This window comes from Pseudoalteromonas sp. NZS37, assembly GCF_015864265.1.
Classification (GTDB): Bacteria; Pseudomonadota; Gammaproteobacteria; order Enterobacterales; family Alteromonadaceae; genus Pseudoalteromonas; species Pseudoalteromonas arctica.
The window spans coordinates 656,289-681,827 of record NZ_JADYXL010000001.1 but is presented as its reverse complement, the minus strand read 5'-3'; the positions used below and the strand labels follow the sequence as shown (position 1 = coordinate 681,827).

The following is a 25,539-nucleotide window of genomic DNA, read 5'->3' as shown; positions in this document are numbered from 1 at the left end:
ACATATCAACATGATAGACCCAAATAGAAACAGTAGCGATATCGCTAGTTTATCTGTTTTATCCATTATTCAGCGCCTCTTACTGTTATATCTGCCGTGCTATCAACACTGACTAAAGAAACGCTGTAGCCTTTGTTTTCAAGTAAGGTAAGTAAACTATCTTGTCCTGCAAGGTGGCCAACTCCAACAAGTACAAACTCATTTTTGTCGTTGTTAAACATGGCTTCTACTTTTGGTAACCAATCATTATTTCTATCTGTAATGATTTGTTTATAACTATTCGGATCATTTTGCTGCATATCTTCAAGTGCTACTTTATTCAGTGTGTCTGTATCACCTTTGCGCCAGGCAGCTAAAAGTTCTTTAAACATATCGCCATAGTTGTGAAGCTCGGCTAAGTTACGTTTAATGAAATCGTTCTCGTTGCCTTGACCCATTGTTTTAAAAAGCTCTAACTGAAATTCGATTGTTTCTAAGTAATTTTTTGTTTTGTTATCTTCAGTCGCTTTTTTAGTAAAGTAAGCATCAACCCCTTCACCCATTAAATTTTGCTTTTGAAGCTCCATCGACATTAAGACAATACTAACCATAGCAGGGCGAAAACCATCTAACTTAGCTAGGTTAGCGCCAAACTCGCTAAGCTTATTTTCAAGTAAAGCCTTAATCTCGGGTTCTAGCTTTTGACTTAACGTTTCGTTATTTGTATACGATAGCGCACCTAACATTTGCATTTGTGCATTGGTGTCGGCTGGGTCAGGTAACGGTGCTTCTAAAATAATTGTATCTGCTTGTTCATAAGCATGGTTAAACTCAGCGGGTAGTGGCATTTCAGCTTTAGGTAGTATGTGAACTGTACCGCCAATAAATAGTGAGTCATTGCCATTACTTACTTGCCATACAGAGCTTTGAGCCTGTGCTGTATTTGCTAAAAGGCTGCAACTAAGTAATACGCTGGCAGATACTAATTTTTTTGTGAATTTTTTCATGATAATTCCTTAATATAACTTTTAATTTTATTGTTTTTAGTTCGATAACACATTGTTGAAATATGTAGTGATTGACGATGTTACCTTTGAAAGATTTTTATCAATTTGCGAGTTTATTTTGCTCATTGAAGAGTCAAGCTCAGCTGATATTTTTTCATCTATTGAAGAAAGTAACGTTTGCTTATCAACATTACTTTTTAAAGACTCAGAAGCGTCTATTTTGTTTGTTTTTTGTAGTTTTTGATTAACAGGGCTAATTGCCTTTATGCTTTCACCAATCATGCATTTCTCAAAATTATTTTGAACGGTGTTTTGTTTAGTGTCAGCTGCAATAACTGAAGTAGTATTAAAAGCAGTTGCTAGTAGTAAAGCCGGTAGTACTTTTTTCATTGTGCTGTTCATAATTAAACCTTTTGTATTTTTTGCTGCAGCCAATTTAGAATCACAAATGATTTTTTACTAAGCTGCTTGTTGATGACGGTTTAAAGAATATCGCTGAATTTATTAAGAGTCGCTTATCTAGTTATGAGCAATTAATAGATAAGGTTTTAAAGCTAAATAATTGTTTAAATTTAGTATGTTAGCTTTAAACCTTATAATGCTAATATAAGGTTTAAAATGCTTTTTCTATAAAATAAAGTGTAGATGTGATACGGTTTATAAAAATAAAAATACGTAAAGACTATGAATTATCAAATCGGACCTTGGCAATTTATTAGTAATCGCTGTGTGATTACTTCAAACCATTTAGAAAGGGAATTAGATCCACTTTTAGTAAAGTTATTACTCCACTTTATAGATAAGCCTCAACAAATCGTTTCCCGCCAAGAGCTTATTGAGAGTGTGTGGCAACAAAGCTTTGTTGACGATAATGCGATTAACCGTGCAATATCAGAGTTAAGAAAGCAACTTGCCCACCCAATTGAAAAAGCGCCGCTTTTAAAAACACATTACCGTAAAGGATATAGCCTAACAGTAATGCCTGAGCGTTTAACGCAAGCAAACGTTTCTAAAGAGCCTGCAAACATTTTGCCTGATTCACCGGGTATTTCCGCCAAAAATGAAGAGATAGCTACTGCAACTATTTTGCAACCAGTTCAAAGAACGAATAGTAAAAAGTTTTTGATTTATTCTTTATTCGTCATTATTTGCCTGTGCTTTTTAGTATGGTTTGGGTTGTTTTTTATTAATGCACCTTCTAGCGAAAAGATTAAACAGATCACGGTTAATAAGGTAGCAAGCACGTGGAATATAGGCAGTGAGGTTCACCCTGAGATGTCCTCAGATAAACAATATTTAGCTTATACAAATGTTGAACCTGAAAATGACGTAATGCATGCATTTGTAAAGCGACTATCTGATCAAAGGGAAGTTGAAATTACTTATCCTGGCTTTCAAGTATCCATTTTATCGTGGCAGTTAAATCAGCACTCTGTGTTGTTACAAGCGACCAACTTAAAGCAGCAAAAGTGTAAAATGGTTCTCGTTGATTTAAGCCAGTTTCCTGTTATAGGAGAGGCTACCTTAATTAAAAAGTGTGACCTTAGATACACAGGTTATGCGCAAGTAGACGAAAGTGGTGAGCATATTTATTACACCGAATATAAAAATGAGCATGAGGGTTCAGGTTTATATAAATATGATTTAGAACTTAAAAAAGAATTCATAGTGATCCCACCACCAGGCGTCATGTATGGCGTAATCATGCCTCGTTTATCTCATTCCGGTAGTAAAATAGCATATGTACTTAGTCAAAAGGGTAAGCCTTTTTCTGTATTTAGCTACAACTTTGAGACCCATGAAACCAAGCGGTTATTTAAAGCAAAGAAAAGCATAATTAGCTTCGCGTTTGACTGGCTTGCAGACGATAAAGGCGTGATTGTTTTTGAAGGCTCTGAATTTTCAACCATTGTGTTTGATGAAAATAATATTATTAAACGCACACTAACGGTTACCCCAGCAATTTCACCTTATTATATTGCAGTTCAATCTGCTAATAGCCTTTTTTACTCAGCAAATAAAACACAAGCATTTTCGTTAATTAAAGCGACTAATCTTTTTAGCGATGTTCCTGAGTATGAAGCACTCTACAAAAGTGATGAAGACGACTACATCATTGCAGAAGTCATTAATGAGAAAGGGCCAGCGCATATTTTTGTATCGGAGCGCTCTGGTAGCAGTCAGTTGTGGTTATCTCAAAATGGACTTACAAAGCAACTTAGTAACTTTACTTATGAAGGTAAATCTACCTTTGCTATTGGCGGACTAAGAGTATCGAGTAAGCAAGATCGTGTTTTATTAAGAGTTAATAGTGATATTGCATTTTTTGACGTTATGTCGAACAAGCTCTATACCATAGCTGAGTTTGAAGGGCGAAAAATACTAAGCTATGTATGGTCTAAAGATAATGAAAGTATAATTTATTTAGAGCGACATGGTTCAGAAAATCTATTTGCTCAGTTTAATTTATTAACGCGAGACACAACTATATTAGAGGATGTTAAAGCCAACAAATTAATTTCAGGCGCTGACGGTACTAATTATGCAATTACTAATAATCAGTTAATTAAATTATCAAATAAACAGAGTTGGGAATTGCCTAAAGACGCGCGACAAGCACAACTTTTTGCCATTAATGGTAATTACCTTTACTACTCTGATGCAATTTCAAGAGTTGCAAGGCTTAATTTAGAAGATAAAACAGTAAAAGATGTGCACGTGGATTTTAAACCTATCGCATTTTTTATTAGTGATAACAATCAGATTTTCTTTACAGCATCAAAATATAAAGACATGCAAATAATACAGATAAGTTGGAACGACTAGGGCCTGTTTATCTTTCGAAGTTAAATTTGCAGCGGTGTGTTTTTTTTCTTTAATAGCATTTTCGATTTTGTCTAAATGAGAATTTTTTAACACAGGTAGCGACACATTTAGCCCCGCAAAATGATTAAGTATTATTGCGGATTGGTATTATGTTGATAAATGAAAAGTTAGAGTAAAAAAATAGCGAGAAGTGAGTCTTCTCGCCATTTTTAATTAAGTGTAATCTCGACGGTTAAATAACTTTAATGCCGATTGATTTGCCACAACTTAAAACCTCTATTTATTTAATAGAGGTTTTAAGTAATGCCCTGTATGTGAACGCTCACATTCGGCTACTTCTTCTGGTGTGCCTGCAATGAGTATTTCACCACCGCCAGCACCGCCTTCAGGTCCTAAATCGATAACCCAATCTGCTGTTTTAATTACATCGAGGTTGTGCTCAATAACAACAATTGTATTGCCGTGATCGCGAAGTCTGTGCAATACAACAAGCAGCTGTTCAATATCAGCAAAGTGTAAGCCTGTTGTTGGCTCATCTAATATGTAGAGCGTTTTACCTGTATCGCGCTTTGATAGCTCGCGCGCTAGTTTTACACGTTGCGCCTCACCACCTGAAAGAGTAGTAGCGGCTTGTCCTAAACGAACATACGATAAACCAACGTCCATCAGCGTTTTAAGTTTACGGGCAATAGCCGGTATTTTATCAAAGTAATCATGAGCGTCTTCAACAGTCATCTCAAGCACTTGGTGTATGTTTTTACCTTTGTATTGTACTTCGAGTGTTTCGCGGTTATAGCGTTTGCTCTTACATACATCACACGGTACATACACATCAGGCAAAAAGTGCATTTCAACTTTAATTAAGCCGTCACCTTGGCACGCTTCACAGCGTCCGCCTTTAACGTTAAAGCTAAAGCGACCTACTTTGTAGCCACGTGAGCGCGCTTCTTGTGTACCTGCAAATAACTCACGAATACCGGTAAATATACCTGTGTAGGTTGCCGGATTTGAACGCGGAGTACGACCAATCGGGCTTTGGTCAATATCGATCACTTTATCAAAATGCTCTAAACCGCTAATTGATTTATACGGTGCCGCTTCGGCTGTTGTTGCGCCATTTAACTCTGTATGAGCAAGTTTAAATAAAGTGTCGTTTATTAGCGTTGATTTACCCGAGCCCGATACACCTGTCACACAGGTCATTAAACCAAATGGGATTTTTAAATCCACATTTTTAAGATTATTACCCGTTGCGCCAAATAGCTCTAGCCACTTGTCGTTCGTTGGATGACGTTTTTTTGGTATTTCTATTCTACGTACGCCTGATAAAAATTGGCCCGTAACAGACTCTTTGCTTGCTAAAATATCGTCGCGTGTACCTTGAGCAATAATATGCCCACCATGAACACCCGCGCCTGGGCCAATATCAATAATATGGTCAGCGGCACGAATAGCATCTTCATCGTGCTCTACTACAATAACGGTGTTACCTAAGTCGCGTAAATGGACCAGTGTTTGTAGCAAGCGGTCGTTATCGCGTTGATGTAATCCAATAGATGGCTCATCTAGTACGTACATTACACCTACAAGACCGGCACCAATTTGGCTCGCTAAGCGGATACGCTGAGCCTCACCGCCTGATAGTGTGTCGGCGCTGCGCTCAAGTGATAAGTAATTTAGGCCAACGTTAATTAAAAACGATAAACGGTCGCGAATTTCTTTTAGTATTTTTTCAGCTATTTGGCCTTTTTGTCCGGTTAGCGTTAACCCTTCAAAAAACTCCATAGCTTCACCAATACTCATGCACGTGATTGCAGGTAAGTTGGTTTTTCCAATAAATACATTTCGAGATTCTTCGCGTAAACGCGAGCCATTACAGCTAGGACATGCTTGGCTTGTTTGGTATTTAGCAAGCTCTTCGCGTACTGAGTTTGACTCAGTTTCGCGGTAGCGGCGATTCATGTTGTTTAAAACGCCTTCAAACTCATGATTGCGCGTAATTAAATCGCCACGGTCGTTACGGTAATTAAACGCAATTTTAGTGCTACCAGAGCCATCTAAAATAATTTTTTTCGAGTCGCTGTCTAAATCTTGATAAGGCACATCTAAATCAAAACTATAATGCTCAGCAACGGCTTGTAGCATTTGATAGTAATAAAAGCTGCGTTTATCCCAGCCTTTAATTGCACCGCCAGCAAGGCTTAACTCGGGGTTATGCACTACGCGATTAGGATCAAAATATTGACGTATACCTAAACCATCACAGGTTTGGCACGCACCAGCTGGGTTATTAAACGAAAACAAACGCGGCTCAAGTTCAGTCATTGCATAGCCACAAGTAGGACAGGCAAAGTTTGCTGAAAATAGAATTTCTTCAGCGCTGCTATCATCCATGTATGCTACATGCGCAACGCCATTAGACATTTCAAGCGCGGTTTCAAACGATTCTGCTAAGCGTTGTTGTAAGCCATCTTTTACTTTAAAACGGTCTACAACAACTTCAATTGTATGTTTTTTATGAAGCTCAAGTGTTGGTGGATCAGATAAGTCACATACTTCACCATCTATACGGGCGCGAATATAACCTTGGCTCGATAGCTGTTCTAATAACTTAACATGCTCACCTTTACGCTCTTTTACTATTGGCGCAAGCAGCATTAACTTACTGCCCTCAGGCAGTGCCAAAACAGTATCTACCATTTGACTAACGGTTTGCGCAGCAAGTGGTAAATCATGTGTAGGGCATCGTGGTTCGCCAACGCGGGCAAACATAAGTCGTAAATAATCGTAAATTTCGGTAATAGTACCCACAGTTGATCGTGGGTTATGAGACGTTGATTTTTGCTCAATAGAAATTGCTGGAGAGAGGCCTTCGATGTGATCTACATCAGGCTTTTCCATAAGCGATAAAAATTGTCTTGCATACGCAGAGAGTGATTCAACATAACGGCGTTGTCCTTCTGCATAAAGTGTATCAAATGCAAGTGATGACTTCCCCGAACCAGATAGACCAGTAATAACTATTAATTTATCACGTGGGATGGTTAGGCTGATGTCTTTTAAATTATGCGTACGGGCGCCTCGGACTTCAATGTTTTCCATGCTATCTCGTTTATTACCAAAATTATTTACTCAGTATCGCATAATACGAAGCAATATTAATCCTTGATCAATGAAAAATCCTTACTTATAGGCGATTAATTATTGCCAAGCTTATGGTAGAATCCCAACCTCAATTTTTCATAGAGTAAGATCACGCAGATAATGACCGCATCTTCACTTAATTCACGAGAAAAACGCGCCGCAGTATCGCTGGCGAGTGTGTTTGCATTTAGAATGCTCGGCTTGTTTATGCTGATGCCTGTATTGGCTATTTATGGACAATCGCTTGAAGGTTTTTCGCCTATTTGGATTGGTTTTGCCATTGGTGCGTATGGTTTAACGCAAGCCGTATTGCAAATACCTATGGGTCGATTATCCGATAAGATTGGTCGTAAAAAGGTTATTGTTGGTGGCTTAGTCGTATTTGCTATTGGCTCTGTAGTTGCTGCATTAGCTGACTCTATTCAAATGGTTACCGTAGGCCGCGCTCTACAAGGTATGGGCGCAATAGCCAGTGCGCTACTCGCGTTTGCTTCAGATTTAAGCCGCGATGAGCAACGACCAAAGGTAATGGCCGTTATTGGTATGAGCATAGGAATGAGCTTTGCCTTTGCTATGCTACTTGGGCCAATTGTCGCAGCTTCGTGGGGTATTGCGGGTGTATTTTGGTTGACTGCTATTTTAGCTGTTTTTGGTATATTTATAGTGACTATGCTAGTGCCAAATGCGGTAAATAAAGCGCCCAAAGGCGATACATTAGCAAGCTTTAGCGACATTAAAAAACTAATTAAGCACCCTCAGTTAGCACGATTAAATGCAGGTGTATTGCTATTACACTTAACGCTAACCACAATATTTGTCGTACTGCCGAGTCAATTAATTAAAGATGGCTTAGTTGCCGACCATCACTGGTATTTATATATTCCAGTGCTATTTTTAGCATTTTTATTAATGGTACCAATAATGATTGTAGCCATTAAAAAAGAGAAAGAAAAACAAGCATTTATTGGCTCAGTAGCCTTGTTAACTATTAGTATGCTAGCAATGTCGGTATGGGTTAATAGTGTAGTAGGCATTGCTGTGTGTATGCTGCTTTATTTTGTGGCGTTTAACTTTTTAGAAGCCACTATGCCTGCGCTTGTATCGCGAATAGCACCTGCAAGCCAAAAAGGTTCGGCAATGGGTGGCTACTCATCTAGTCAGTTTTTAGGCGCCTTTTTAGGCGGTATGTTAGGTGGTTATGTAGCACAAACTACAACGACGCAAGCTGTGTTTGCGGCAGCGGCACTTGTTGGGTTAATATGGCTTATTATTGCGTGGAAAATGCAAGTCCCACCCAAAAGTAAAGTTATTAGTTTAATGACCAAATTAGATTCTGAAGAGCATGCTCAAACACTCGCTTCTCAGTTAGTTGCTTTACCAGGCGTAATAGAAGCAACTGTGGTTCGCGATGAAAGTCGCAGCTATTTAAAGATTAATGATAAAGAATTTGACCTAGACCAAGCACGTAAAGTAGCTGGTTTAATCTAACATTTATAGGAGATGGTTCCATGGCACGCGGTGTGAACAAAGTAATTTTGGTTGGTAATTTAGGGCAAGATCCTGAAGTTCGTTATATGCCTAACGGCAATGGTGTAGCAAATATTACCTTAGCAACTTCGGATAGCTATAAAGATAAAAACACTGGCCAAATGGTTGATAAAACTGAGTGGCATCGTGTTGTGTTCTTTGGCAAATTAGCTGAAATTGTTGGTGAATATTGTCGTAAAGGTTCACAAATTTATGTTGAAGGTAAACTTCAAACACGTAAGTGGACCGATCAACAAGGCCAAGAAAAATACACTACAGAAATAGTTGTAGATGGCTTTACTGGTCAAATGCAAATGTTAGGCGCACGTGGTGGCGATCAGCAAAGTGGTGGTTACCAAGGTAATCAGCCGCAAGGTGGACAACAAGGTGGTGGTTACCAAGGTAATCAGCCGCAAGGTGGTCAACAAAGTGGTGGTTACGGTCAAAATAACCAAGGCCAAGCCGCACAGCAAAGTGGCTATAATCCGCAGCAACAAGCCGCACCAGCAGCACAACCAAAACCGGCTCCAGCACCACAGCAGCAAAGTAATCAATATCAGCCGCAAGGTGGTTATGCACCACAGCAAAAAAGTGCACCACAACAGCAAGGTGGTTTCGCTCCTAAACCACAAAGTGCTCCGCAAGGTGGCGCATCAAACCCAATGGAACCAACCATTGATTTTGACGACGATATCCCGTTCTAAATGATATAAAGTTATTAGTGTAATACTCATATTAGACCTCGTTTTTACGGGGTTTTTTTATACGAGCTGTGTAGTGAGGGCAACCCAGAACTATCAATGAATATCGTCATTAAGCAATAAAATGAAATAGTATTAGTAAACATGTTAAATTATGGTGGTATTTACATTTTATTTAATTGATATATATATCGTTAACACTTACCATTAAAGGACTTTCACCTTGATTACGCAATGAGAAACATGAAAACTAATATCTTATTTTTATTTCTTGTTTTTCAATTTGTGAGTCCAATTTCAAACGCTCAACCTTCTTCAAATGTTACTCATGTTTTATTTATAAATTCAACAAACCAAGATATGCCTTGGCACAAAAGTGTTGATTCTGGACTGCGTAAAAAACTTATAGAACGTTCTTTTAGTTATGAACTCTTCGTTGAAAATATGGATGTAAACCGATTCGATGAAGCAAATCAAAAACAGTTAATGAAGGACTACCTCAAACAAAAATATAAAAATAAGCACATCGATATCATTGTTACTCAGTCTCCTTCTGCAGCAGTACTTTTATCGCAATTAGATGACTTTTTTATAAATGCTTCAAGAATATATTTGGAACCAGGCGCTCAATTTAGTTTGCCTAAAAATACTAACGGAGCAGTGATCCAAGCTAAATTAGATTACGCGCAAGCAACAGCAAGCGCTGTTAATTTAATGAAGCCTAAAAAATTAATCGTTATATTAGATACAAAAAACGATATTGGGATGAGCTTTTATCGAGGGCTCTTTTCGGTTATTAACCGTGACTTTTCGTATTTAGACGTAGAGAAGTGGTTTGATCTTTCAATGCCAGAGCTGCTCACTAAAGTAAAAAATGCGCCAGATGATTCAATTATATTGTTTACTCCCATTTTCAGGCATTACGACAATAAATCCCTTAGCCCTTATCAGCTCGTAGAGCAATTAGCAAAAGCAAGTTCTGCGCCCGTTTTTAGTTATTGGGAGGTACTATTAGGCTCAGGTGTTGTTGGTGGGTATGTGTTGTCGGGTGAAAAAATAGGCGAACGCATTGCCGATTCGATAGTTTTATACAATGAAAATAAAAGCTTAAGTGAAATCAGTGGTGAAGGGCTAAGTGTTTACGCTTATGACTGGCGTCAATTAAACAAGTTCGATATAGCTCCACAAAGCTTGCCAGAAAAGTCGATCATATCTTATTACGAGCCAACCTATTTTGAGCAAAATAAAACATTAATTTACAGCGCTACTGCGATTATTTCTATTCTTAGCAGCTTTTTAGTTTTCGTATTGTTTTTAAATCAACGCCGCATTCAACTTTTAAAAGAGCTTGATGAAGAAAAGCAAAGATTAGAGTCTCGCGTTGATCAGCGTACTGAAGAACTGTTGCAAGCCAAAGAAGAGGCCGAAAAGCTGACATCCGCTAAGTCTGAATTTTTAGCAAATATGAGTCATGAAATTAGAACCCCTATGAGTGGGATTATTGGCTTAACCAACATTTTGCTCGAAAAAGGTTTGCCTGGGGAATATGAGCATTATTTAAATAAAATTAAATATTCTTCAGATCAACTCCTTGTAGTTATTAACGATATTTTAGACTTTTCAAAAATTGAGTCTGGAAATATTAACCTTGAGGAATTTCCTTTTTCTGTAAATTCGGTTGTTGACTACATCAAAGCAACTTTTGATGAGCTAGCTCAAAGCAAAGGGATCACATTTGATATTGTCATTGGTAAAGAGGTTAAGCTCGATTTAATAGGTGATGTAGTTCGAATAAACCAAGTACTGCTAAATTTATGCTCTAACGCAATTAAATTTACTACACAGGGCTTTGTATCGGTATTAATAGAATCAAAAAGATCGTTAGCTGATCCTAAGAGCGTTTGTTTGTATTTCATTGTTAAGGATTCCGGTATTGGGATTGCCGAGCAAAGCCTTACCGATTTATTTGAATCTTTTACTCAAGCTGACAGCTCTACAACCAGGAAATTTGGCGGCACAGGTTTAGGTTTAACTATAAGTAAGCGTTTATGCCAATCGATGGGTGGGGATATAACGGTAAAAAGTACTCAAGGTGTAGGTAGTGAATTTATAGCTTCGATTAAGGTGAAATTGAATAACCAAGCGTTGATTGATAACACTCCCGACCTAACATTTACTGATTCGTTTGAGGTATTAATTATAGATGATAATGAAGATGATCTTAAGGTAATTGAAAATCAGCTAACGGCTATGGGGCTGGTATGTACGGCCTGTCAATCTGCTAAACAAGCTGTTGATATTATTGAACACAATAAAGAGAAATTTAAAATTATTATTGTCGACTGGGCTATGCCATCAATGAGTAGCGAAACTTTTTTAATACGCATTTTCAATATTAATCCTCAACTTTATAACAACACGATTGTGCTTATAATGAGTGACGAAAGTTTACTTAATAATGCAGCCAAAAAAGTAAGTATAAAAACTATTTTGCAGAAACCTGTATACACGAGTGTTTTGTATGAGGCGATTGAAAGTAAAGTAGTAGGCCCTCTTAATGAAGTGCCTATAGTAAACACCGTAAGTGAAGCGTCGCTGACAGGTATAAAAATATTGGTTGTGGAAGATAACTCGATCAACAGGCTTATCGTTACAAACATACTAGAGAAGGCTGATGCTCAAATTTACTTGGTTGACAATGGATTAGAATGTATTCAAGCCGTGAAATCACAATCGTACGATATTATTTTGATGGATATTCATATGCCTATTATGGACGGGGTTGAGGCGAGTAAAATTATTCGTAGCGATAGTGACAAAGCAATCGCAAATATTCCAATAATTGCTTTAACAGCTAATGTTATGAAAGATGATATTACACGATACTTATCCATTGGCATGAACGCCCATGTTGCAAAGCCTATTAAAGCGCAAAATCTACGTGAAACTATAATCCGCTGTTTAAATAAATAGCTGAGCCATTAAAGTGATTTAATAATTATTCATATTAAGTACCTATCGTAATGTCTCCCGTTGCTTGAGCCTATTTTGGATAACTTAAAAAGACAATTCATAAAATAGAATCTGGCCACCGGTTGCTATATGAAGTCTCATACATTCTTTTCCCCATATGTTTATTTCAGCAAAGGTTGAATTATCAATGTCAGAAGTTAGTGAGTTAGGCACCATAAACAAAGCACATCGCTTCGCTGTACACACTACAAACAAAACGCGCTTAAGCTTGAGGATTCAATATTATCTATTTATAAAATAAAGGGCATAGTTGTTTGTTTTTGTAAGTTCTCGTTTATCTGAGTGTTTTTTGTTTAGCGCTATTAATAAACGTTTAAACTTAGTTTACAGCCTTGTACTTCTATAGATATTGAACAACACTTTAGTTAATAATTTAACGAGTGGCAGGCTATGCAAAAGAGTAAAATCTGGCTTTTAAAGTACTTCAAAGGTATCTCTTTTGTCTTATTTTTAATGATACTTATTAGTTTTAATTTCGTTCTAAATGATGCATTACATCAAAAAGTTCATGCTTCTGGCCAGCAGTTCGTTAAACAAGTTTACGAGCTGAATTTATCTCCTTCTATAAACAATGAAGTGTTGGCCGCATTAGCTAAAAGTGAAGGTTTTGTGTTGGAAGTGCCAAAGCCTGCAGAGCATTTTAGGCATTTAGTAAATATAGAGCGCGAAGTTTTTTCTTATAAAACATTAAGTTTGAGCCTCTATCATTATCCTGCTTGGGTAACACAAAGTTACTTATTTATATTGCTAAACTTGATCATATTAGGCGCAGCTAGCTGGTCTTATCGCTGGTGGGGGTTATTGAATGTAAGCCGCAAAATTACGCCTAAAAATACAATGATACAACCTACTAAAATTATTAAACAAAAACAAAATAAAATACGATTAATTAAACAAGTAAAAAAATGCGAATTAAGTTCTTTGTATGGGGGTAATACAGCATCACATAGCTTATTTTTACTCATTGAATGTAACTTTGATAAGAAAACCGATAAAGAAGCTATTTTTAAAGTGTTAATCACTAGAAAATTGACTGAATTTAAAGATGTGTCGGTAAAAATACTAAATTCCAGTTACTTGGCCGTAACCTTGCCACACATTCCTATTCCCGAGTTAGACAGCTACGTTGAAAAGCTCCATAAAAGTGTGTTTTTACTATGCCAGAATCATCAAAAAAGTATGACTCATAAAAACATTAAAATAGGTGCGTGCGACTATCGATTAGGCGCAGATAAAATTGCGGTTTATCAGTTAGCAAAATCAGCACTTATGCTATCGCAAAACAGCTTAGTGCAGCATTCTCACCGCTTAGCGTTAAATTACTGTCAAGAAAAACCACTTTCTAGTAAGCAAGTTATCGAAAATATTAAAAAGAATAAATTTATATTATTCTTCCAGCCTTTATTTGAGCTCTCTAGCGGGGAAATTTTAGAACATGAAGCTCTTATTAGGGTTAGGCATAGCCAACTTGGTTTACTAGCTGCTCGTTATTTTATTAATCAGGTTTATAGTAATCAAGACGCTTTAATATTAGATAAAGCAGTAATAACACAAGTTAAAAAGCTAATGCTGAGTGAATCTTCGGCCTTAACAGTTAGTGTAAATCTACACCCTAAAAATTGGTTTAATAATGTATTTTGGGAATGGTTACCTAGTCAAATAGCAGAGCTTAAATTAAGTGCTAAATTACAATTTGAAATAAGTGAGGCTGAGTTTTTTACTCATAGAGAATCGATAACTAATGCACTAAATATAATTAAAAAAAGCCGTTCACAAGTTGTGATTGATAATGTAAAAAGTAGTGAAAAAGTAGCTGTATTAGCTAATTATAACCAAGTATGCGGGCTTAAATTATCATACGAACTAATTCATTTATTAAATGAAAAAACTCAAAATCAAAGGCAAATAAAAAAGATAGTTGAAGCCGCAAACCTTTTAAATTTACCTGTGTATGCCGTTGGTGTAGAAACTCAAAAAGAGTTGTTTACGCTTGCCAAATTGGGAGTGGTGGGAGCTCAAGGGTTTTACTTTTCAGAGCCACTTCAAGAGTTTACGCAAGCGGTATTTAATTAAATTAACCCTCTATATTTAAGTCCATTCAAGCCCTGAAGCCCGCCAGTATGAACCGCAATAATTTTACTCCCAGATGGGAAATAATCTTGCTCAATAAGTTGCCACAATGCATACATCATTTTTCCGCTGTAAATAGGTTCAAGCGGTAGATTATGTGTGCGACTCATATCTTGGCAAAACTGCCACAACTCAGGAGAAAACTTACCATAGCCACCACCATGAAACTCTGTGAGTAAATGCCAGTTGTTTTGGCTTTTGGCTTTGTTACTTAGTTTTTTAATTTCTTCATTTAAATAATTAGCTTGTTTTAATACTGCTACACCAATCACTTGTGTTGTTGAAGCACTGCCTTCTATTAATCCAGCAAGCGTGCCACCACTACCGGTAGGGCACACTAAGTAGCTATGCTCAGGTAAGCTTTGTACTAACTCTTTACATCCTAATAAGGCGTGCTCGTTAGTGCCACCTTCAGGAATAATATAAGCATTTGGAAAGCGCTCTTGCAGAGCATTAAGGTAATCGGTGTCGTGGCGTTTTCGATACTCTATACGATTAACTACATGTAGGTTCATACCACAATGTTTTGCAAATTGGATTGTTGGGTTGTTGTTATCCAGTTCAGGTCCGCGAATAATCGCGCGAGTTTTTATATTAAATTCTTTTCCGGCAGCTGCACAGGCGTGAATATGGTTTGAAAACGCACCACCAAAAGTCAGAAGTTCTGTTTTATTTATCTTTTGCATGTACGCTAAATTATATTTTAATTTACGCCATTTATTGCCACTTATTAGCGGATGGAGCAAATCATCACGTTTTATACCTAAATAAATTTTTCTCTTTTTTAGAAACGAGCTATGTATTTGTTGAATATAGTTATTTTCATCTATTTTGAATGTTTCATGCATTTTTTTGGTTTTCAATTTGGCAAAGTAGTTAAAATGTACGACACTTATTTCATACACAATTAACAATAGTAGCTATATGAAAGAAAAGCTGTTTTCATGGTTAAATCGTAGTTTAGATCCAAATACAGCTATTGGTGTTGCAACTTACGCAGATACTGTTAACGCAGTATGTTTAAAAAAACAACGCGACCAATGGATGGTTCACAGTTCTCACAGTGTAAATGTGTCTGAGCAAACCGATTATACCGCTGCAATTGTTGCTTGTACAAATGAGGTTTCTACTGATATTTGTGCCGTTAATTTAGTCATACCGCACTACTTTTATCAAATAGTGCAAATGGATAAACCAAACCTTAGTGATGAAGAAATTATTCAGTCACTCCCTTGGACTACAAAAGATTTAGTTGATATAGCTTCTGAAAATATTGTGGCTGATTTTATCGATTATCCAATAACATTACCGATGCAAAGCAGCAAAATGAATGTGTTTATTACGAATAAGCTGCAACTACTTCCGTTTATAGACAGTTTTGAACAAACTAAACCTGTTTTGCGTGCAATGACCTCTGAAGAAATGGTTTTAGTTACCTTGTTTGGCTCATACAAAGAGGCGCATATGCTGATTGTGCAACATGCTAATCATGAACCTCGAATCTTAATTATTCGTGATGGGCAATTAGTATTAGCTAGACGATTAAATGGTTTTTTAGGTATTTCTGATAAAGATCAAAATCAAGAATTGATAGAAGCGTTAGGATTAGAAATTCAGCGTTCTATGGACTTTTTTGAAAGCCAGCTCAAGCAACCACCAATTCGCAGCATTCAGTTACAGTGCGATGATTTATCTTCATTAACTCTTAGAGCCGGGCTTGCAGAGTTTTTACAAGTAAAAGTTGTAGATTTTGAGCCTAACTTAGAATTAGCGCAGCAATTAGAGCCAAATTTTTATTATGCGCTTGGGGCAGCCTATCAATTAACAGATCCTGAGTCTGTGCTATGAAAACCCGGATTAACTTTTATCAAAAAACCTTACGCGTACGGCGAGACCCAGTCCCTTTGTCTGGAATGATTACGTTATGGTTAGGTGCGCTATTAATTATTGCAATCACGTGGGCTTTTTACAGTTATAAAACATATTCTAGTGAGCTTGATTTAGAACAAAATAGGCAATACCTCAAACAAGGAAAAGCTCAGTTAGAAGTTGTAAAACAGCAGTTAGCAGAGAAACAAAATAAAACACTCTTTATTAATGAGCTAAAAACACTTCAGCAAGAGGTTTTGCACAAGCAGCAAATATTTAGCTATTTAGAGCAAAGTTCAGATCAGTCTGCAACCGATTACGCACAGGTAATGCACGATTTAGCTAAGTATCATGAACCTAATATTTGGCTGACCCACATTAAGTTTGTAGGGCAAAGTGTGACGCTTCAAGGTCAAACATCGCAATCAAAATTCTTACCAATTTGGTTTGATAATTTAAAACAGTCGCCATTTTTTATTGATAAAGAGTTTTCAGTTTTAGAGTTATCTACGCAAGCAGGTGTGAGTGAATTTAATGTAGCGACAGAGCTTAGTGATGAGGGCGATAAACCATGAGCCAAACAATAAGTAGCCAGAATAATAAAAATAAAGGTTGGCCATTATGGGTCAAATACCAAGCTCAGTTTGCATCGCTGCAAAAACGTGAGAAGTATTCCACCTTATTTGTTGGTTTGTTTATAGTGATTTACCTCGGTCTCTGGTTCGTTATTTTTCCACAGCAAGATGAAGTTGCCAACATACGTTCAAAGCACAATACAACGCTGCAAGAGTTACAGCAGATAAATGCGCAACTCTCCATGTTAAACCAAGCACTAAACTACGACTACACTAAGGTTTTACGCGGTCAAATTGCACAAACCAGAGATGAATTAGCCGAAATAAATAATCAACTTAATAGTTTTAGCCAAGGCTTTGTAGCTGCTAAAAATGTACCTGCCGTTTTAAAAGATTTGCTCGTAGATAGTAGCGACGTAAAAGTGAGTAGCTTTAATGTAAAACCAGCACGGGCTATCGATGTAGAAAAACTAGGTGAACATGATACGCAAACATTATTTTTTGAGCATCAGATGGTAGTTACTTTGCAAGGTAGCTACTTTAGCTTACAAAAATATTTAGCCGCATTAAAAAATAATCAAGATAAGTTATTAATACAAGAGTTTAGTTATCAGGTACTAGAGTACCCTCAGGCTGAATTAACTTTACAAATTGCTACAGTGAGCGCTAATGAAAAATTTATCGCGTTATAGTATTTGTACTTTGGCTTTTTACATTATTGCGCCGAGTGCGCTTGCGCAACTTCGCGATCCGACTCAGCCAAATATGTTTGTGAGTAACAATAGTCCAGTTAAGCAAAGTACAGAACTTAAATTGCAATCTATTATTAAAAACAGTACAGCATTTAAGGCCATTATTTCAGGCCATATTTATCGAGTTGGTGATGCTGTAGATGATTTTCGGGTGCTAAGCATTAACTCAAAACAGGTTGTGTTAGCAAATGATGATAAACAAATAAAATTAGAATTATATGACTATGAAATTAAAAAATAATTTATCTCATCCGTGGCTTGTTCTTCTATTGTTACCTACATTTTTAACTGCGTGCCATAGCTTTAAACCAGGTAAAGAGGTTAAAACTCATATTGAGCAAGAGTTAGCTGAAAGACCTACAGATCCTAAAGTAATTGCGCCTTTACAAATGCCAAGCGAACTTACACAAAGCTTATTGTCATCTATAAATAATGAGCAAACTATAAGTGATGATTTATCTATAAAGCGTTTTGATGTCGCAGCAAATGATGTCGAAATAGGCGCTTTTTTTGCAGGCTTAACAGACGATACCCCTTTTAGTGTTGCTGTGCATCCTGAGGTAAATGGCACAATTAATTTAAATCTTAAAAGCGTTACGTTTAATGAAGTCATTAATGTTATTAAGCGTATGTATCCTTTAGATATTGTTAATGAAGGACGAATTGTACAAGTACTACCAGCCAAAATGCGCACAGAAACAATACCTGTAAATTATTTAATGATGCAACGCCATGGTCAGTCTACAGTGAGTGTTGTTGCTGGTGGGGTGAGTCAATTTGCACAAAGTGGCAGTGGTTCGAGTGGTTCAAGTTCAGGTAATAGTAACCAGCAAAATAGTGAGTTTGGCGGCGATAATCAAAGCTTAGATTTAAATGGTTCTCGAATCCAAACAATTAATAAAAACGATTTTTGGAAGGAATTAGAAGTTGCCCTTAAGTCTTTAATTGGCGCAAGCGATGGGCGCTATGTTGTTGCAAGCCCACAAGCTAGTTTGGTAACCGTAAATGCATTACCAAGCGAAATTAGTCAGCTAAAAGAGTTTTTACGTCAAAGCCAAGAAAACCTACAACGCCAAGTTATTCTAGAAGCAAAAATAATAGAAGTAACCTTAAAAGATGAGTACCAACAAGGGGTCAACTGGGAGCGCATAGCCAGTGGTTTAGAAGGCGGTATTTCGTTTGCTACAACAGCGGGTTCTACAATTAGTAATAGCATTTCGGCTGCCATTGGCGGAGCGTCATCGCTGACAATTCAAAAAGGTGACTTTAACGGGGTTATTAATTTGCTAGAAACCCAAGGTGATGTGCAAATGTTATCCAACCCTCGCGTTACGGCTACAAACAACCAAAAAGCAGTTATAAAAGTAGGGCAAGACGAATACTTTGTTACTAATGTATCAAGTACGACGGTAACAGGTACTGCTACAACTACCTCGCCTGAGATTGATTTAACGCCGTTCTTTTCTGGTATTGCCCTTGATGTAACGCCGCAAATTGACAAGTACGGCTCAGTTATTTTGCATGTTCACCCTTCAGTAACTGAAACAGAAGAGCAGCTAAAAGTAATTACTTTAGACGATCAACGTTTTGAGTTACCTCTAGCGCAAAGCAACATTCGAGAGTCAGATACCGTTATTCGCGCTCAAAGTGGCGAAATAGTGGTTATTGGTGGTTTGATGCAAACGTCAACACAGGATGAAGAATCAAAAACACCCGTGCTGGGTGATATCCCCATATTTGGCAACTTATTCAAAAGTATTCGTAAACGCCAAGAGAAAAAAGAACTAATTATTTTAATCAAACCAACCGTTGTTATGCCCGATACTTGGAAAAAACAACAAGGTGAAAGCCGTCAGCTTTTAAAAACATGGTATGAAAATTAACTATGTATTTAAGCTTTTTTAATTTGAGTGAAATGCCTTTCACATTAACCCCTAACACACAATTTTTTTGTGCACTTGAACCGCACCATGAAGCGATGCAAGTGCTAACAACAGCCATTGAAATGGGTGAAGGGTTTATTAAAGTCACCGGTGAAGTTGGGACAGGTAAAACGTTGCTTTGTAGAAAACTATTAAACCAACTTGAGCCAGATTACATTGTGGCTTATTTACCTAACTCTTATTTAAGTCCTGAAGAGCTTAGATGGGCGATTGCAATTGAACTGGGTATGGATGTAGATAAAGCATTGGACCAACAAGCACTAGGGCAGCTTATAAATCATCACTTACTCGACTTACAAGAAGATAATGAGCGCGTAGTGCTTTTGATAGATGAGGCGCAATGCTTGAGTTGGGAGACTCTAGAGGCGCTGAGATTATTTACAAACTTAGAAACAGAAAGCGAAAAGTTGATTCAAGTTGTGTTATTTGGGCAACCTGAACTTGATGAAAAACTGGCAAATAATAAAGTAAGGCAGTTACGCCAACGTATTAGTTTTTCGTATAAATTACGGGCGATGACTGGCGCTGAGGTTGTTTATTATATTAATCATCGCTTACAAGTTGCAGGATTTAATAGGCCTCCTTTATTTAATAATAGTATGGGGCTTAAGATTGCCAGAGCAAGCCGTGGAATTCCTAGGTTAGTTAATATTTTATGCCACAAAGCACTATTACAAGCGTACGGTGAAGGGTTAAATACAATAACAAATCGCCATATTCAGCTTGCCATAAAAGATACTGAAGACTGCGCAAAATACCGAACAGGCCAATATTGGAGTTATAGCGCTTTAATGTTTAGTGTTTTAGCTATTGCTGCCATATGGGTATGGAGGCAGTGGTTATGAGCGTTATAAATAATATGCTTAAAAATATTGAGCAACGTGAAGCTAAACAAGTGAATATTCAAGAAGGTATAAGCGTAAAGCCAATATATGATGTAAAAAACATTGTATTTAAAGCCGTAATTTTACTTATTATGCTAAGTGTCATTTTTTTAGCATACCTGTATTTACCGACCGCCGACAAAAAAGAAACTCAACGTGAGTCTGTGTTACCACAGCAAAAAATGGTTGCGGTTTTGAGCTCTAATTTATCTGATTCTCAAGATGAAAAAAGCACTGTAGAGCCTTTAGTTGAGCAAGAAGTTGTGAAGAAGGCTGTGCAAGTTGAGCAAATAAAACCAGAAGTGAATGATTTAGCTGAATCCAAGTTGAGTGAAGCAACATTACTGGTTTCTCAACCAACGGCTGAGCCGGTTGTAATTGCCGAGGTTAAACAAAGCCCTGCACTAGCTAAAGATAATGTGTTAGTGGCTAGCGAAGTTATTGTCAGCAAGCCAAAAATTACTTCAGTGGCTAAAACTAAGCCACAAAATACTATGATCAAAAGCGCGGCAGAAACTAAGTCACCACAGGCTTTATTAGTCGAGCAATTAGCAGCAGCTAAACAGGCAATACAGTTTGGCTTATACAACGAAGCAATTAGTGATTTAAACATTATTTTAGCGCAATCGCCTTTACATGTTGAGGCCCGAAACTTACTGGCTGCAACTTACTTTAGACAGCAAGATATAAATTCTGCGCAACAGGTTTTGCAATCAGGTATTCGCCAAAACCCTGACGTACTTGAATGGCGTGTAATGCTAAGCAAAATACTCATTATGCAACAACAGTATGAAGGGGTATTACTGCTTTTAAGTGATGAATTTGAATCCCAGGCGAATCTTGATTTTTGGGTGCTGCAAGGTACTGCTGCGCAAAGTGCGAGTAAGCACCATAAAGCACTTGAAAGCTTTAAACATCTTACACAGCTCCAGCCTAGCCAAGCCAAGTGGTGGCTTGCACTTGCAACCTCAAAAGATGCATTAGGAGAGTACCTCGATGCTAAACAGCTTTATAAGGTGGCTCTAGATTTAGGTGGGTTAAATACCGCTATGACCCAGCATGCATTACAGCGTTTAGTTGCACTAAAGGAGGCCGTATGAGACCTAGTTTAAAAATGCGCTTAGGCGATTTACTTGTTCACGAACACATGATCACCGAAGCGCAACTAAGTGAAGCATTAAATGTTCAAGCTGCAACGGGCCGTAAATTAGGTTCGACACTTATTACACTTGAGTTTATTAGTGAGCCACAATTATTACGCTTTTTAGCGCAGCAATTACAGGTACCTTTTTTAGATATATCACAGCGAAAAATATCACACGATGTATCTAAGCTTTTATCTGAGGTATATGCGCGTCGTTACAGAGCACTAGTAATCGAAGATAATGGTGACTCTGTTTTGGTTGGGATGAGCGATCCTGCTGATTTAAGGGGGCTTGATCAACTTGCGACTATGCTTGCTCCTAAACGAATAGATTTAGCTGTTGTACAAGAAAGCCAAATCATGGCTGCATTTGACAACGTATATCGTCGTACAGATGAAATTACCAACTTTGCAGCACAACTCCATGAAGAATATCAAGACGTAGAAGAGTTTGATTTAAACTCTTTAGGTGATGAGACATCTGATGCAACCGTTGTAAAGTTACTGCAATCAATATTTGAGGACGCTGTGCAAGTTCGCGCATCTGATATTCACATTGAGCCAGATGAAGGTTTGCTTCGCATTCGTCAACGTGTAGATGGCATATTACAAGAGCACACTCTTAACCAAGTAAAAATAGCATCGGCACTAGTGCTACGTTTAAAGCTTATGTCAGGATTAGATATATCTGAAAAACGCCTCCCTCAAGATGGCCGGTTTAATATAAAAGTGCGCAGCCATAGTATTGATGTGCGCCTATCTACCATGCCGGTTCAGCATGGTGAATCAGTTGTAATGCGTTTGCTTGATCAATCTGCGGGATTACTATCGTTAGATGAAACAGGCATGCCGGCACACATATTAAAACGTGTGCGCAGCATTATAAAACGTCCACATGGCATGGTTTTAGTTACTGGGCCAACAGGCTCGGGTAAAACTACCACACTTTATGGTGCATTAAGTGAGTTAAACCAACAAGAAAGTAAAATTATTACAGTAGAGGATCCTGTTGAGTATCGTATTGGACGTATTAACCAGGTACAAATAAATAATAAAATAGGGCTAAGTTTTGCCAGTATTTTACGGACCGCTCTAAGGCAAGATCCTGACATTATAATGGTTGGCGAAATGCGTGACCAAGAAACCGTAGATATTGGATTAAGGGCCGCTTTAACAGGCCACCTAGTACTATCAACGTTACATACCAATGATGCAATTACCAGCGCTATGCGCTTAATCGACATGGGTGCACCGGCTTACTTAGTGGCAAGCTCACTGCGAGCGATTATTGCTCAGCGATTAGTAAGGCGAGTATGTAATGACTGTAGAGTACCGTACTTGCCAGATCGCCAAGAAATAAGTTGGTTAAAATATTTAGGCGAAGAGATTACAGATGCTCAATTTTCTAAAGGGCAAGGTTGCACAGCATGTAATCACACTGGTTATAAAGGACGTGTAGGTATTTTTGAGTTGCTCGAAATGGATGATGCAATGATGGATGCATTGCGCGCTAACGATACACAAGGCTTTGCAAAGGCTGCTAAAAATAGTGCTAACTTTTCACCACTCTCGGCTATGGCATTAAATTACGCTAAGAAAGGTATTACCTCTTTAGATGAAGTATTTAAAGTGGCTGAATATATCCCAGAAATAGTAGGGGATATTGATGCAACTATATAGCTATAAAGCGAAAGACAGCAAAGGTGTATTGGTAAAAGGCCAATTAGAAGCGAGTAACCAAGCTGGCGTAGCTGATAGTTTAATGAAGCGTCAATTTATACCCATATCAATTTCTTTAGTTGAAACAAAAAATAATATTAAAATTTTTGATAATTTATTTGTCGAAAAAATAACGCTAGACGACATGATTATGTTTTCTAGACAAATGTATTCGCTACTAAAAGCGGGTATTCCAATTATACGAGCAATGATTGGATTGGCAGATACAACACAAAATAAAGAATTTAAAAATGTATTGATGGAAGTTACCAGGCAACTTGAGCAAGGCCGCGACTTATCCAGTGCAATGGCAATTCATAACGAGGTATTTAGCCGCTTAACTGTGTCAATGGTAATGGTTGGTGAAGGTTCTGGCCGATTAGAAGATGCATTTTATCAACTCGCTATTTACTTTGAAAAAGAACAGGAAACTCGTAAGCGTATCAAAGCAGCTATGCGCTACCCTACTTTTGTTATTTTGGCTCTTGTAGCAGCTATGGTCATTTTAAATATTTTTGTAATTCCTACCTTTGCGAGCATGTTTGCCAAATTTGATGCCGAATTGCCGTTAATGACACGAATATTAATTGGCACCAGTAGCTTTTTTGTTAACTATTGGTGGTTGCTATTAGTTGTGGGGATTGGAGCGGTATTCGCTTGGAAGCGTTATTTAAATACAGAACCAGGACGCTTCAAGTGGGATCAATATAAATTAAAAATCCCCTTTATTGGCGATATTTTAAAACGTACGTTGCTTGCACGTTATAGTCAAAGTTTAGCTATGGTATTACGGTCTGGTGTACCTATGACCACGGGATTATCGCTAACAGCGCATGCTGTAGATAATAGCTATATGGAAAAAGCGATTATTACTATGCGCCAAGATATAGAAAAAGGCGATAGCTTACTTAGAGCCTCAAAAAGTTCTGAGCTGTTTTCTCAGCTTGTATTACAGATGGTCGCCGTAGGTGAAGAAACCGGTCGGGTTGATGAGTTACTTCAAGAAGCAGCTGATTATTATGAGCGTGAAGTTGATTATGACTTACGAAGCTTAACTGCAAAAATAGAACCTATTTTAACTGTGTTTGTTGCCATTATGGTGCTGATTTTAGCATTGGGTATTTTTATGCCTATGTGGAACATGATGTCGGCAATTAAAGGGAATTAAGGTGAACACAACAATAGCTTACTCAAAAGGTTTCTCATTATTTGAGTTAGTTATTGTTGTTATTTTACTGGCAGTAATTTTGAGTTTTGCTATACCTCAATATATAGGTATTAAAAATCAAGCGCATAATGCAAGCGTAGATGCTATTGCGGGTAGTTTTTCATCGGCTGTTGGCATGGTTAGAGGTCAATGGGAGTTAGAAGGGAGACCAAATAGTAAGTCAAATATAACATTCGTTAATTATGGAGGAGTGATAGTTGCTGTTGATGGATCGTTAGGTACACCAACGGGTGACGAAACAGAAAAAAAAGGTACTCGCGCAGAGTCTATAAATGCTCATAAATGCCGCCAAGTATTAAATGTAATTTTACAAGATGCACCAAGCAGTACCTTAAGTAGTGAAATATCGATAATAAAAAGTGTAAGTTTTTTAGTTAGGTACAATGCAGAAAGTACGCAATGCGTCTATTATTTAACTCATACCATTGATATTAAAAGTATACCTACCAATACGGGTGAAATATCAGGTTTAACAGGTTTTTCATACTTTGCTAAAACAGGCAAAGTAAAAATATTTAAAAACTAAGTAATTAAAAAGAGGCTTATCTATGAAAACGCAATCGTTAAAAAGTTTACCAATAAATAAACAAGCAGGTTTTACACTTGTTGAATTGATCATCGTAATTGTTATTTTAGGCATTTTAGCTGTTACTGCAGCCCCTCGTTTTTTAAACTTGCAAGGTGATGCGAATGCTTCAACACTTGAAGGCTTACAAGGGTCGATTCGCAGTGGTATGAATATTGTAAATGGTAAGTCTATTATTGCTAGTGATCACAAAAAGGCAACGGCTGAAGTTACTGTAGATACAGGGGATGCAGTCGATACAGTTTATGGTTACCCAGCAGCAACACTTGCTGCATTTGAAGCATTTTTAGATGTTAGTTTCGCTACTGATGATTCTGCGGATTTTAATCTAGATGATTCAGCAGCCGATGGTACTTTAATTATTTATCCTAACAGCTATGTAAAGGGAGATGATTGCCGTATTGATTATAAGCAAGCTACTGCGACGACGGGCCCTGTAGTTGTAACTCCTCCAGTAATAACACTTGTTACTACGGGCTGTTAATTACATAA

General features: G+C 37.5%; 20 protein-coding genes. 16 read left to right on the top strand and 4 right to left on the bottom strand.

What is annotated here, in order from left to right:
- Window positions 1-65: 65 nt before the first annotated feature.
- The gene (locus tag I6F47_RS03050) at window positions 66-986 is read right to left on the bottom strand and encodes a TraB/GumN family protein (protein WP_165721223.1); all 921 of its coding nucleotides are present in this window, start codon (window positions 984-986) and stop codon (window positions 66-68) included.
- A 36-nt stretch (window positions 987-1,022) separates the two neighbouring features.
- Window positions 1,023-1,388, bottom strand: coding sequence for a hypothetical protein (locus I6F47_RS03045; protein ID WP_165721222.1), 366 nt, complete (start codon window positions 1,386-1,388; stop codon window positions 1,023-1,025).
- Between the two features lie 282 nt (window positions 1,389-1,670).
- Between I6F47_RS03045 and I6F47_RS03040 the strand changes: the two genes are divergently transcribed.
- Window positions 1,671-3,812: a transcriptional regulator gene (locus I6F47_RS03040; RefSeq protein WP_197183305.1), complete on the top strand. Its 2,142-nt coding sequence runs from the start codon at window positions 1,671-1,673 to the stop codon at window positions 3,810-3,812.
- 276 nt (window positions 3,813-4,088) lie between these two features.
- Here I6F47_RS03040 and uvrA read toward each other — a convergent pair whose 3' ends face one another.
- Window positions 4,089-6,914: an excinuclease ABC subunit UvrA gene (uvrA, locus tag I6F47_RS03035; protein ID WP_165721220.1), complete on the bottom strand. Its 2,826-nt coding sequence runs from the start codon at window positions 6,912-6,914 to the stop codon at window positions 4,089-4,091.
- A 162-nt stretch (window positions 6,915-7,076) separates the two neighbouring features.
- Here uvrA and I6F47_RS03030 point away from each other — a divergent pair, with 162 nt between their 5' ends.
- From I6F47_RS03030 to I6F47_RS03015, 4 genes are all read left to right on the top strand, one after another.
- A complete protein-coding gene (locus I6F47_RS03030) occupies window positions 7,077-8,444 on the top strand; it encodes an MFS transporter (RefSeq protein WP_010553785.1) in 1,368 nt (455 codons plus the stop codon).
- Window positions 8,445-8,464: 20 nt separating this feature from the next.
- A complete protein-coding gene (gene ssb, locus I6F47_RS03025) occupies window positions 8,465-9,187 on the top strand; it encodes a single-stranded DNA-binding protein (protein ID WP_007586300.1) in 723 nt (240 codons plus the stop codon).
- A gap of 240 nt (window positions 9,188-9,427) precedes the next feature.
- The gene (locus I6F47_RS03020; RefSeq protein ID WP_165721219.1) at window positions 9,428-12,157 is read left to right on the top strand and encodes a response regulator; all 2,730 of its coding nucleotides are present in this window, start codon (window positions 9,428-9,430) and stop codon (window positions 12,155-12,157) included.
- A gap of 450 nt (window positions 12,158-12,607) precedes the next feature.
- On the top strand, window positions 12,608-14,290 hold the full coding sequence (locus tag I6F47_RS03015; RefSeq protein ID WP_231609142.1) for an EAL domain-containing protein: 1,683 nt from the start codon (window positions 12,608-12,610) through the stop codon (window positions 14,288-14,290).
- Here the strand turns inward: I6F47_RS03015 and I6F47_RS03010 are convergent.
- Entirely contained in the window at window positions 14,287-15,195 is a 909-nt protein-coding gene (locus tag I6F47_RS03010; RefSeq protein ID WP_165721217.1) for a 1-aminocyclopropane-1-carboxylate deaminase/D-cysteine desulfhydrase, read from the bottom strand. The two genes, I6F47_RS03015 and I6F47_RS03010, sit on opposite strands and share 4 nt — an antisense overlap.
- Before the next feature lie 76 nt (window positions 15,196-15,271).
- Here I6F47_RS03010 and I6F47_RS03005 point away from each other — a divergent pair, with 76 nt between their 5' ends.
- From I6F47_RS03005 to I6F47_RS02955, 11 genes are read left to right on the top strand one after another with little or no spacing between them, the layout of a single operon-like run.
- Window positions 15,272-16,195 carry a hypothetical protein gene (locus I6F47_RS03005; protein WP_024589870.1) on the top strand — a complete coding sequence of 308 codons (924 nt, stop codon included), beginning with the start codon at window positions 15,272-15,274 and terminating at the stop codon, window positions 16,193-16,195.
- Window positions 16,192-16,791: a PilN domain-containing protein gene (locus tag I6F47_RS03000; protein WP_231609141.1), complete on the top strand. Its 600-nt coding sequence runs from the start codon at window positions 16,192-16,194 to the stop codon at window positions 16,789-16,791. Before I6F47_RS03005 ends, I6F47_RS03000 begins: the two co-directional genes overlap by 4 nt.
- On the top strand, window positions 16,788-17,483 hold the full coding sequence (locus I6F47_RS02995) for a hypothetical protein (RefSeq protein WP_007586316.1): 696 nt from the start codon (window positions 16,788-16,790) through the stop codon (window positions 17,481-17,483). Before I6F47_RS03000 ends, I6F47_RS02995 begins: the two co-directional genes overlap by 4 nt.
- Window positions 17,461-17,784 carry a hypothetical protein gene (locus I6F47_RS02990; protein ID WP_007586318.1) on the top strand — a complete coding sequence of 108 codons (324 nt, stop codon included), beginning with the start codon at window positions 17,461-17,463 and terminating at the stop codon, window positions 17,782-17,784. Before I6F47_RS02995 ends, I6F47_RS02990 begins: the two co-directional genes overlap by 23 nt.
- A complete protein-coding gene (gene mshL / locus I6F47_RS02985; protein WP_197183329.1) occupies window positions 17,768-19,426 on the top strand; it encodes a pilus (MSHA type) biogenesis protein MshL in 1,659 nt (552 codons plus the stop codon). The genes I6F47_RS02990 and mshL overlap by 17 nt, the downstream gene beginning before the upstream one ends.
- 2 nt (window positions 19,427-19,428) lie before the next feature.
- Window positions 19,429-20,331, top strand: a complete 903-nt coding sequence (locus I6F47_RS02980; protein WP_007586321.1) for an ExeA family protein — start codon at window positions 19,429-19,431, stop codon at window positions 20,329-20,331.
- Window positions 20,328-21,470: a tetratricopeptide repeat protein gene (locus I6F47_RS02975; RefSeq protein ID WP_165721215.1), complete on the top strand. Its 1,143-nt coding sequence runs from the start codon at window positions 20,328-20,330 to the stop codon at window positions 21,468-21,470. Before I6F47_RS02980 ends, I6F47_RS02975 begins: the two co-directional genes overlap by 4 nt.
- Window positions 21,467-23,194 carry a GspE/PulE family protein gene (locus I6F47_RS02970; protein WP_024594461.1) on the top strand — a complete coding sequence of 576 codons (1,728 nt, stop codon included), beginning with the start codon at window positions 21,467-21,469 and terminating at the stop codon, window positions 23,192-23,194. Before I6F47_RS02975 ends, I6F47_RS02970 begins: the two co-directional genes overlap by 4 nt.
- Window positions 23,181-24,401: a type II secretion system F family protein gene (locus I6F47_RS02965; RefSeq protein ID WP_165721214.1), complete on the top strand. Its 1,221-nt coding sequence runs from the start codon at window positions 23,181-23,183 to the stop codon at window positions 24,399-24,401. Before I6F47_RS02970 ends, I6F47_RS02965 begins: the two co-directional genes overlap by 14 nt.
- 1 nt (window position 24,402) lies before the next feature.
- Window positions 24,403-24,987 carry a pilus assembly FimT family protein gene (locus tag I6F47_RS02960; protein WP_165721213.1) on the top strand — a complete coding sequence of 195 codons (585 nt, stop codon included), beginning with the start codon at window positions 24,403-24,405 and terminating at the stop codon, window positions 24,985-24,987.
- Window positions 24,988-25,009: 22 nt separating this feature from the next.
- Window positions 25,010-25,531 (top strand): prepilin-type N-terminal cleavage/methylation domain-containing protein, encoded by a 522-nt coding sequence (locus I6F47_RS02955; RefSeq protein ID WP_165721212.1) that lies wholly within the window; start codon window positions 25,010-25,012, stop codon window positions 25,529-25,531.
- Window positions 25,532-25,539: the final 8 nt, after the last annotated feature.

What these genes read in the sequence shown, in the direction of transcription:
- I6F47_RS03050 (WP_165721223.1), bottom strand. Translation starts at nt 986, where the DNA reads ATGAAAAAATTCACAAAAAAATTAGTATCTGCCAGCGTATTACTTAGT.
- I6F47_RS02975 (WP_165721215.1), top strand. Translation starts at nt 20,328, where the DNA reads ATGAGCGTTATAAATAATATGCTTAAAAATATTGAGCAACGTGAAGCT.
- I6F47_RS03005 (WP_024589870.1), top strand. Translation starts at nt 15,272, where the DNA reads ATGAAAGAAAAGCTGTTTTCATGGTTAAATCGTAGTTTAGATCCAAAT.
- I6F47_RS03045 (WP_165721222.1), bottom strand. Translation starts at nt 1,388, where the DNA reads ATGAACAGCACAATGAAAAAAGTACTACCGGCTTTACTACTAGCAACT.
- I6F47_RS03015 (WP_231609142.1), top strand. Translation starts at nt 12,608, where the DNA reads ATGCAAAAGAGTAAAATCTGGCTTTTAAAGTACTTCAAAGGTATCTCT.
- I6F47_RS03010 (WP_165721217.1), bottom strand. Translation starts at nt 15,195, where the DNA reads ATGCATGAAACATTCAAAATAGATGAAAATAACTATATTCAACAAATA.
- I6F47_RS02995 (WP_007586316.1), top strand. Translation starts at nt 16,788, where the DNA reads ATGAGCCAAACAATAAGTAGCCAGAATAATAAAAATAAAGGTTGGCCA.
- I6F47_RS02980 (WP_007586321.1), top strand. Translation starts at nt 19,429, where the DNA reads ATGTATTTAAGCTTTTTTAATTTGAGTGAAATGCCTTTCACATTAACC.
- mshL (WP_197183329.1), top strand. Translation starts at nt 17,768, where the DNA reads ATGAAATTAAAAAATAATTTATCTCATCCGTGGCTTGTTCTTCTATTG.
- I6F47_RS03030 (WP_010553785.1), top strand. Translation starts at nt 7,077, where the DNA reads ATGACCGCATCTTCACTTAATTCACGAGAAAAACGCGCCGCAGTATCG.
- I6F47_RS03040 (WP_197183305.1), top strand. Translation starts at nt 1,671, where the DNA reads ATGAATTATCAAATCGGACCTTGGCAATTTATTAGTAATCGCTGTGTG.
- uvrA (WP_165721220.1), bottom strand. Translation starts at nt 6,914, where the DNA reads ATGGAAAACATTGAAGTCCGAGGCGCCCGTACGCATAATTTAAAAGAC.
- I6F47_RS02965 (WP_165721214.1), top strand. Translation starts at nt 23,181, where the DNA reads ATGCAACTATATAGCTATAAAGCGAAAGACAGCAAAGGTGTATTGGTA.
- ssb (WP_007586300.1), top strand. Translation starts at nt 8,465, where the DNA reads ATGGCACGCGGTGTGAACAAAGTAATTTTGGTTGGTAATTTAGGGCAA.
- I6F47_RS03020 (WP_165721219.1), top strand. Translation starts at nt 9,428, where the DNA reads ATGAAAACTAATATCTTATTTTTATTTCTTGTTTTTCAATTTGTGAGT.
- I6F47_RS03000 (WP_231609141.1), top strand. Translation starts at nt 16,192, where the DNA reads ATGAAAACCCGGATTAACTTTTATCAAAAAACCTTACGCGTACGGCGA.
- I6F47_RS02990 (WP_007586318.1), top strand. Translation starts at nt 17,461, where the DNA reads ATGAAAAATTTATCGCGTTATAGTATTTGTACTTTGGCTTTTTACATT.
- I6F47_RS02955 (WP_165721212.1), top strand. Translation starts at nt 25,010, where the DNA reads ATGAAAACGCAATCGTTAAAAAGTTTACCAATAAATAAACAAGCAGGT.
- I6F47_RS02970 (WP_024594461.1), top strand. Translation starts at nt 21,467, where the DNA reads ATGAGACCTAGTTTAAAAATGCGCTTAGGCGATTTACTTGTTCACGAA.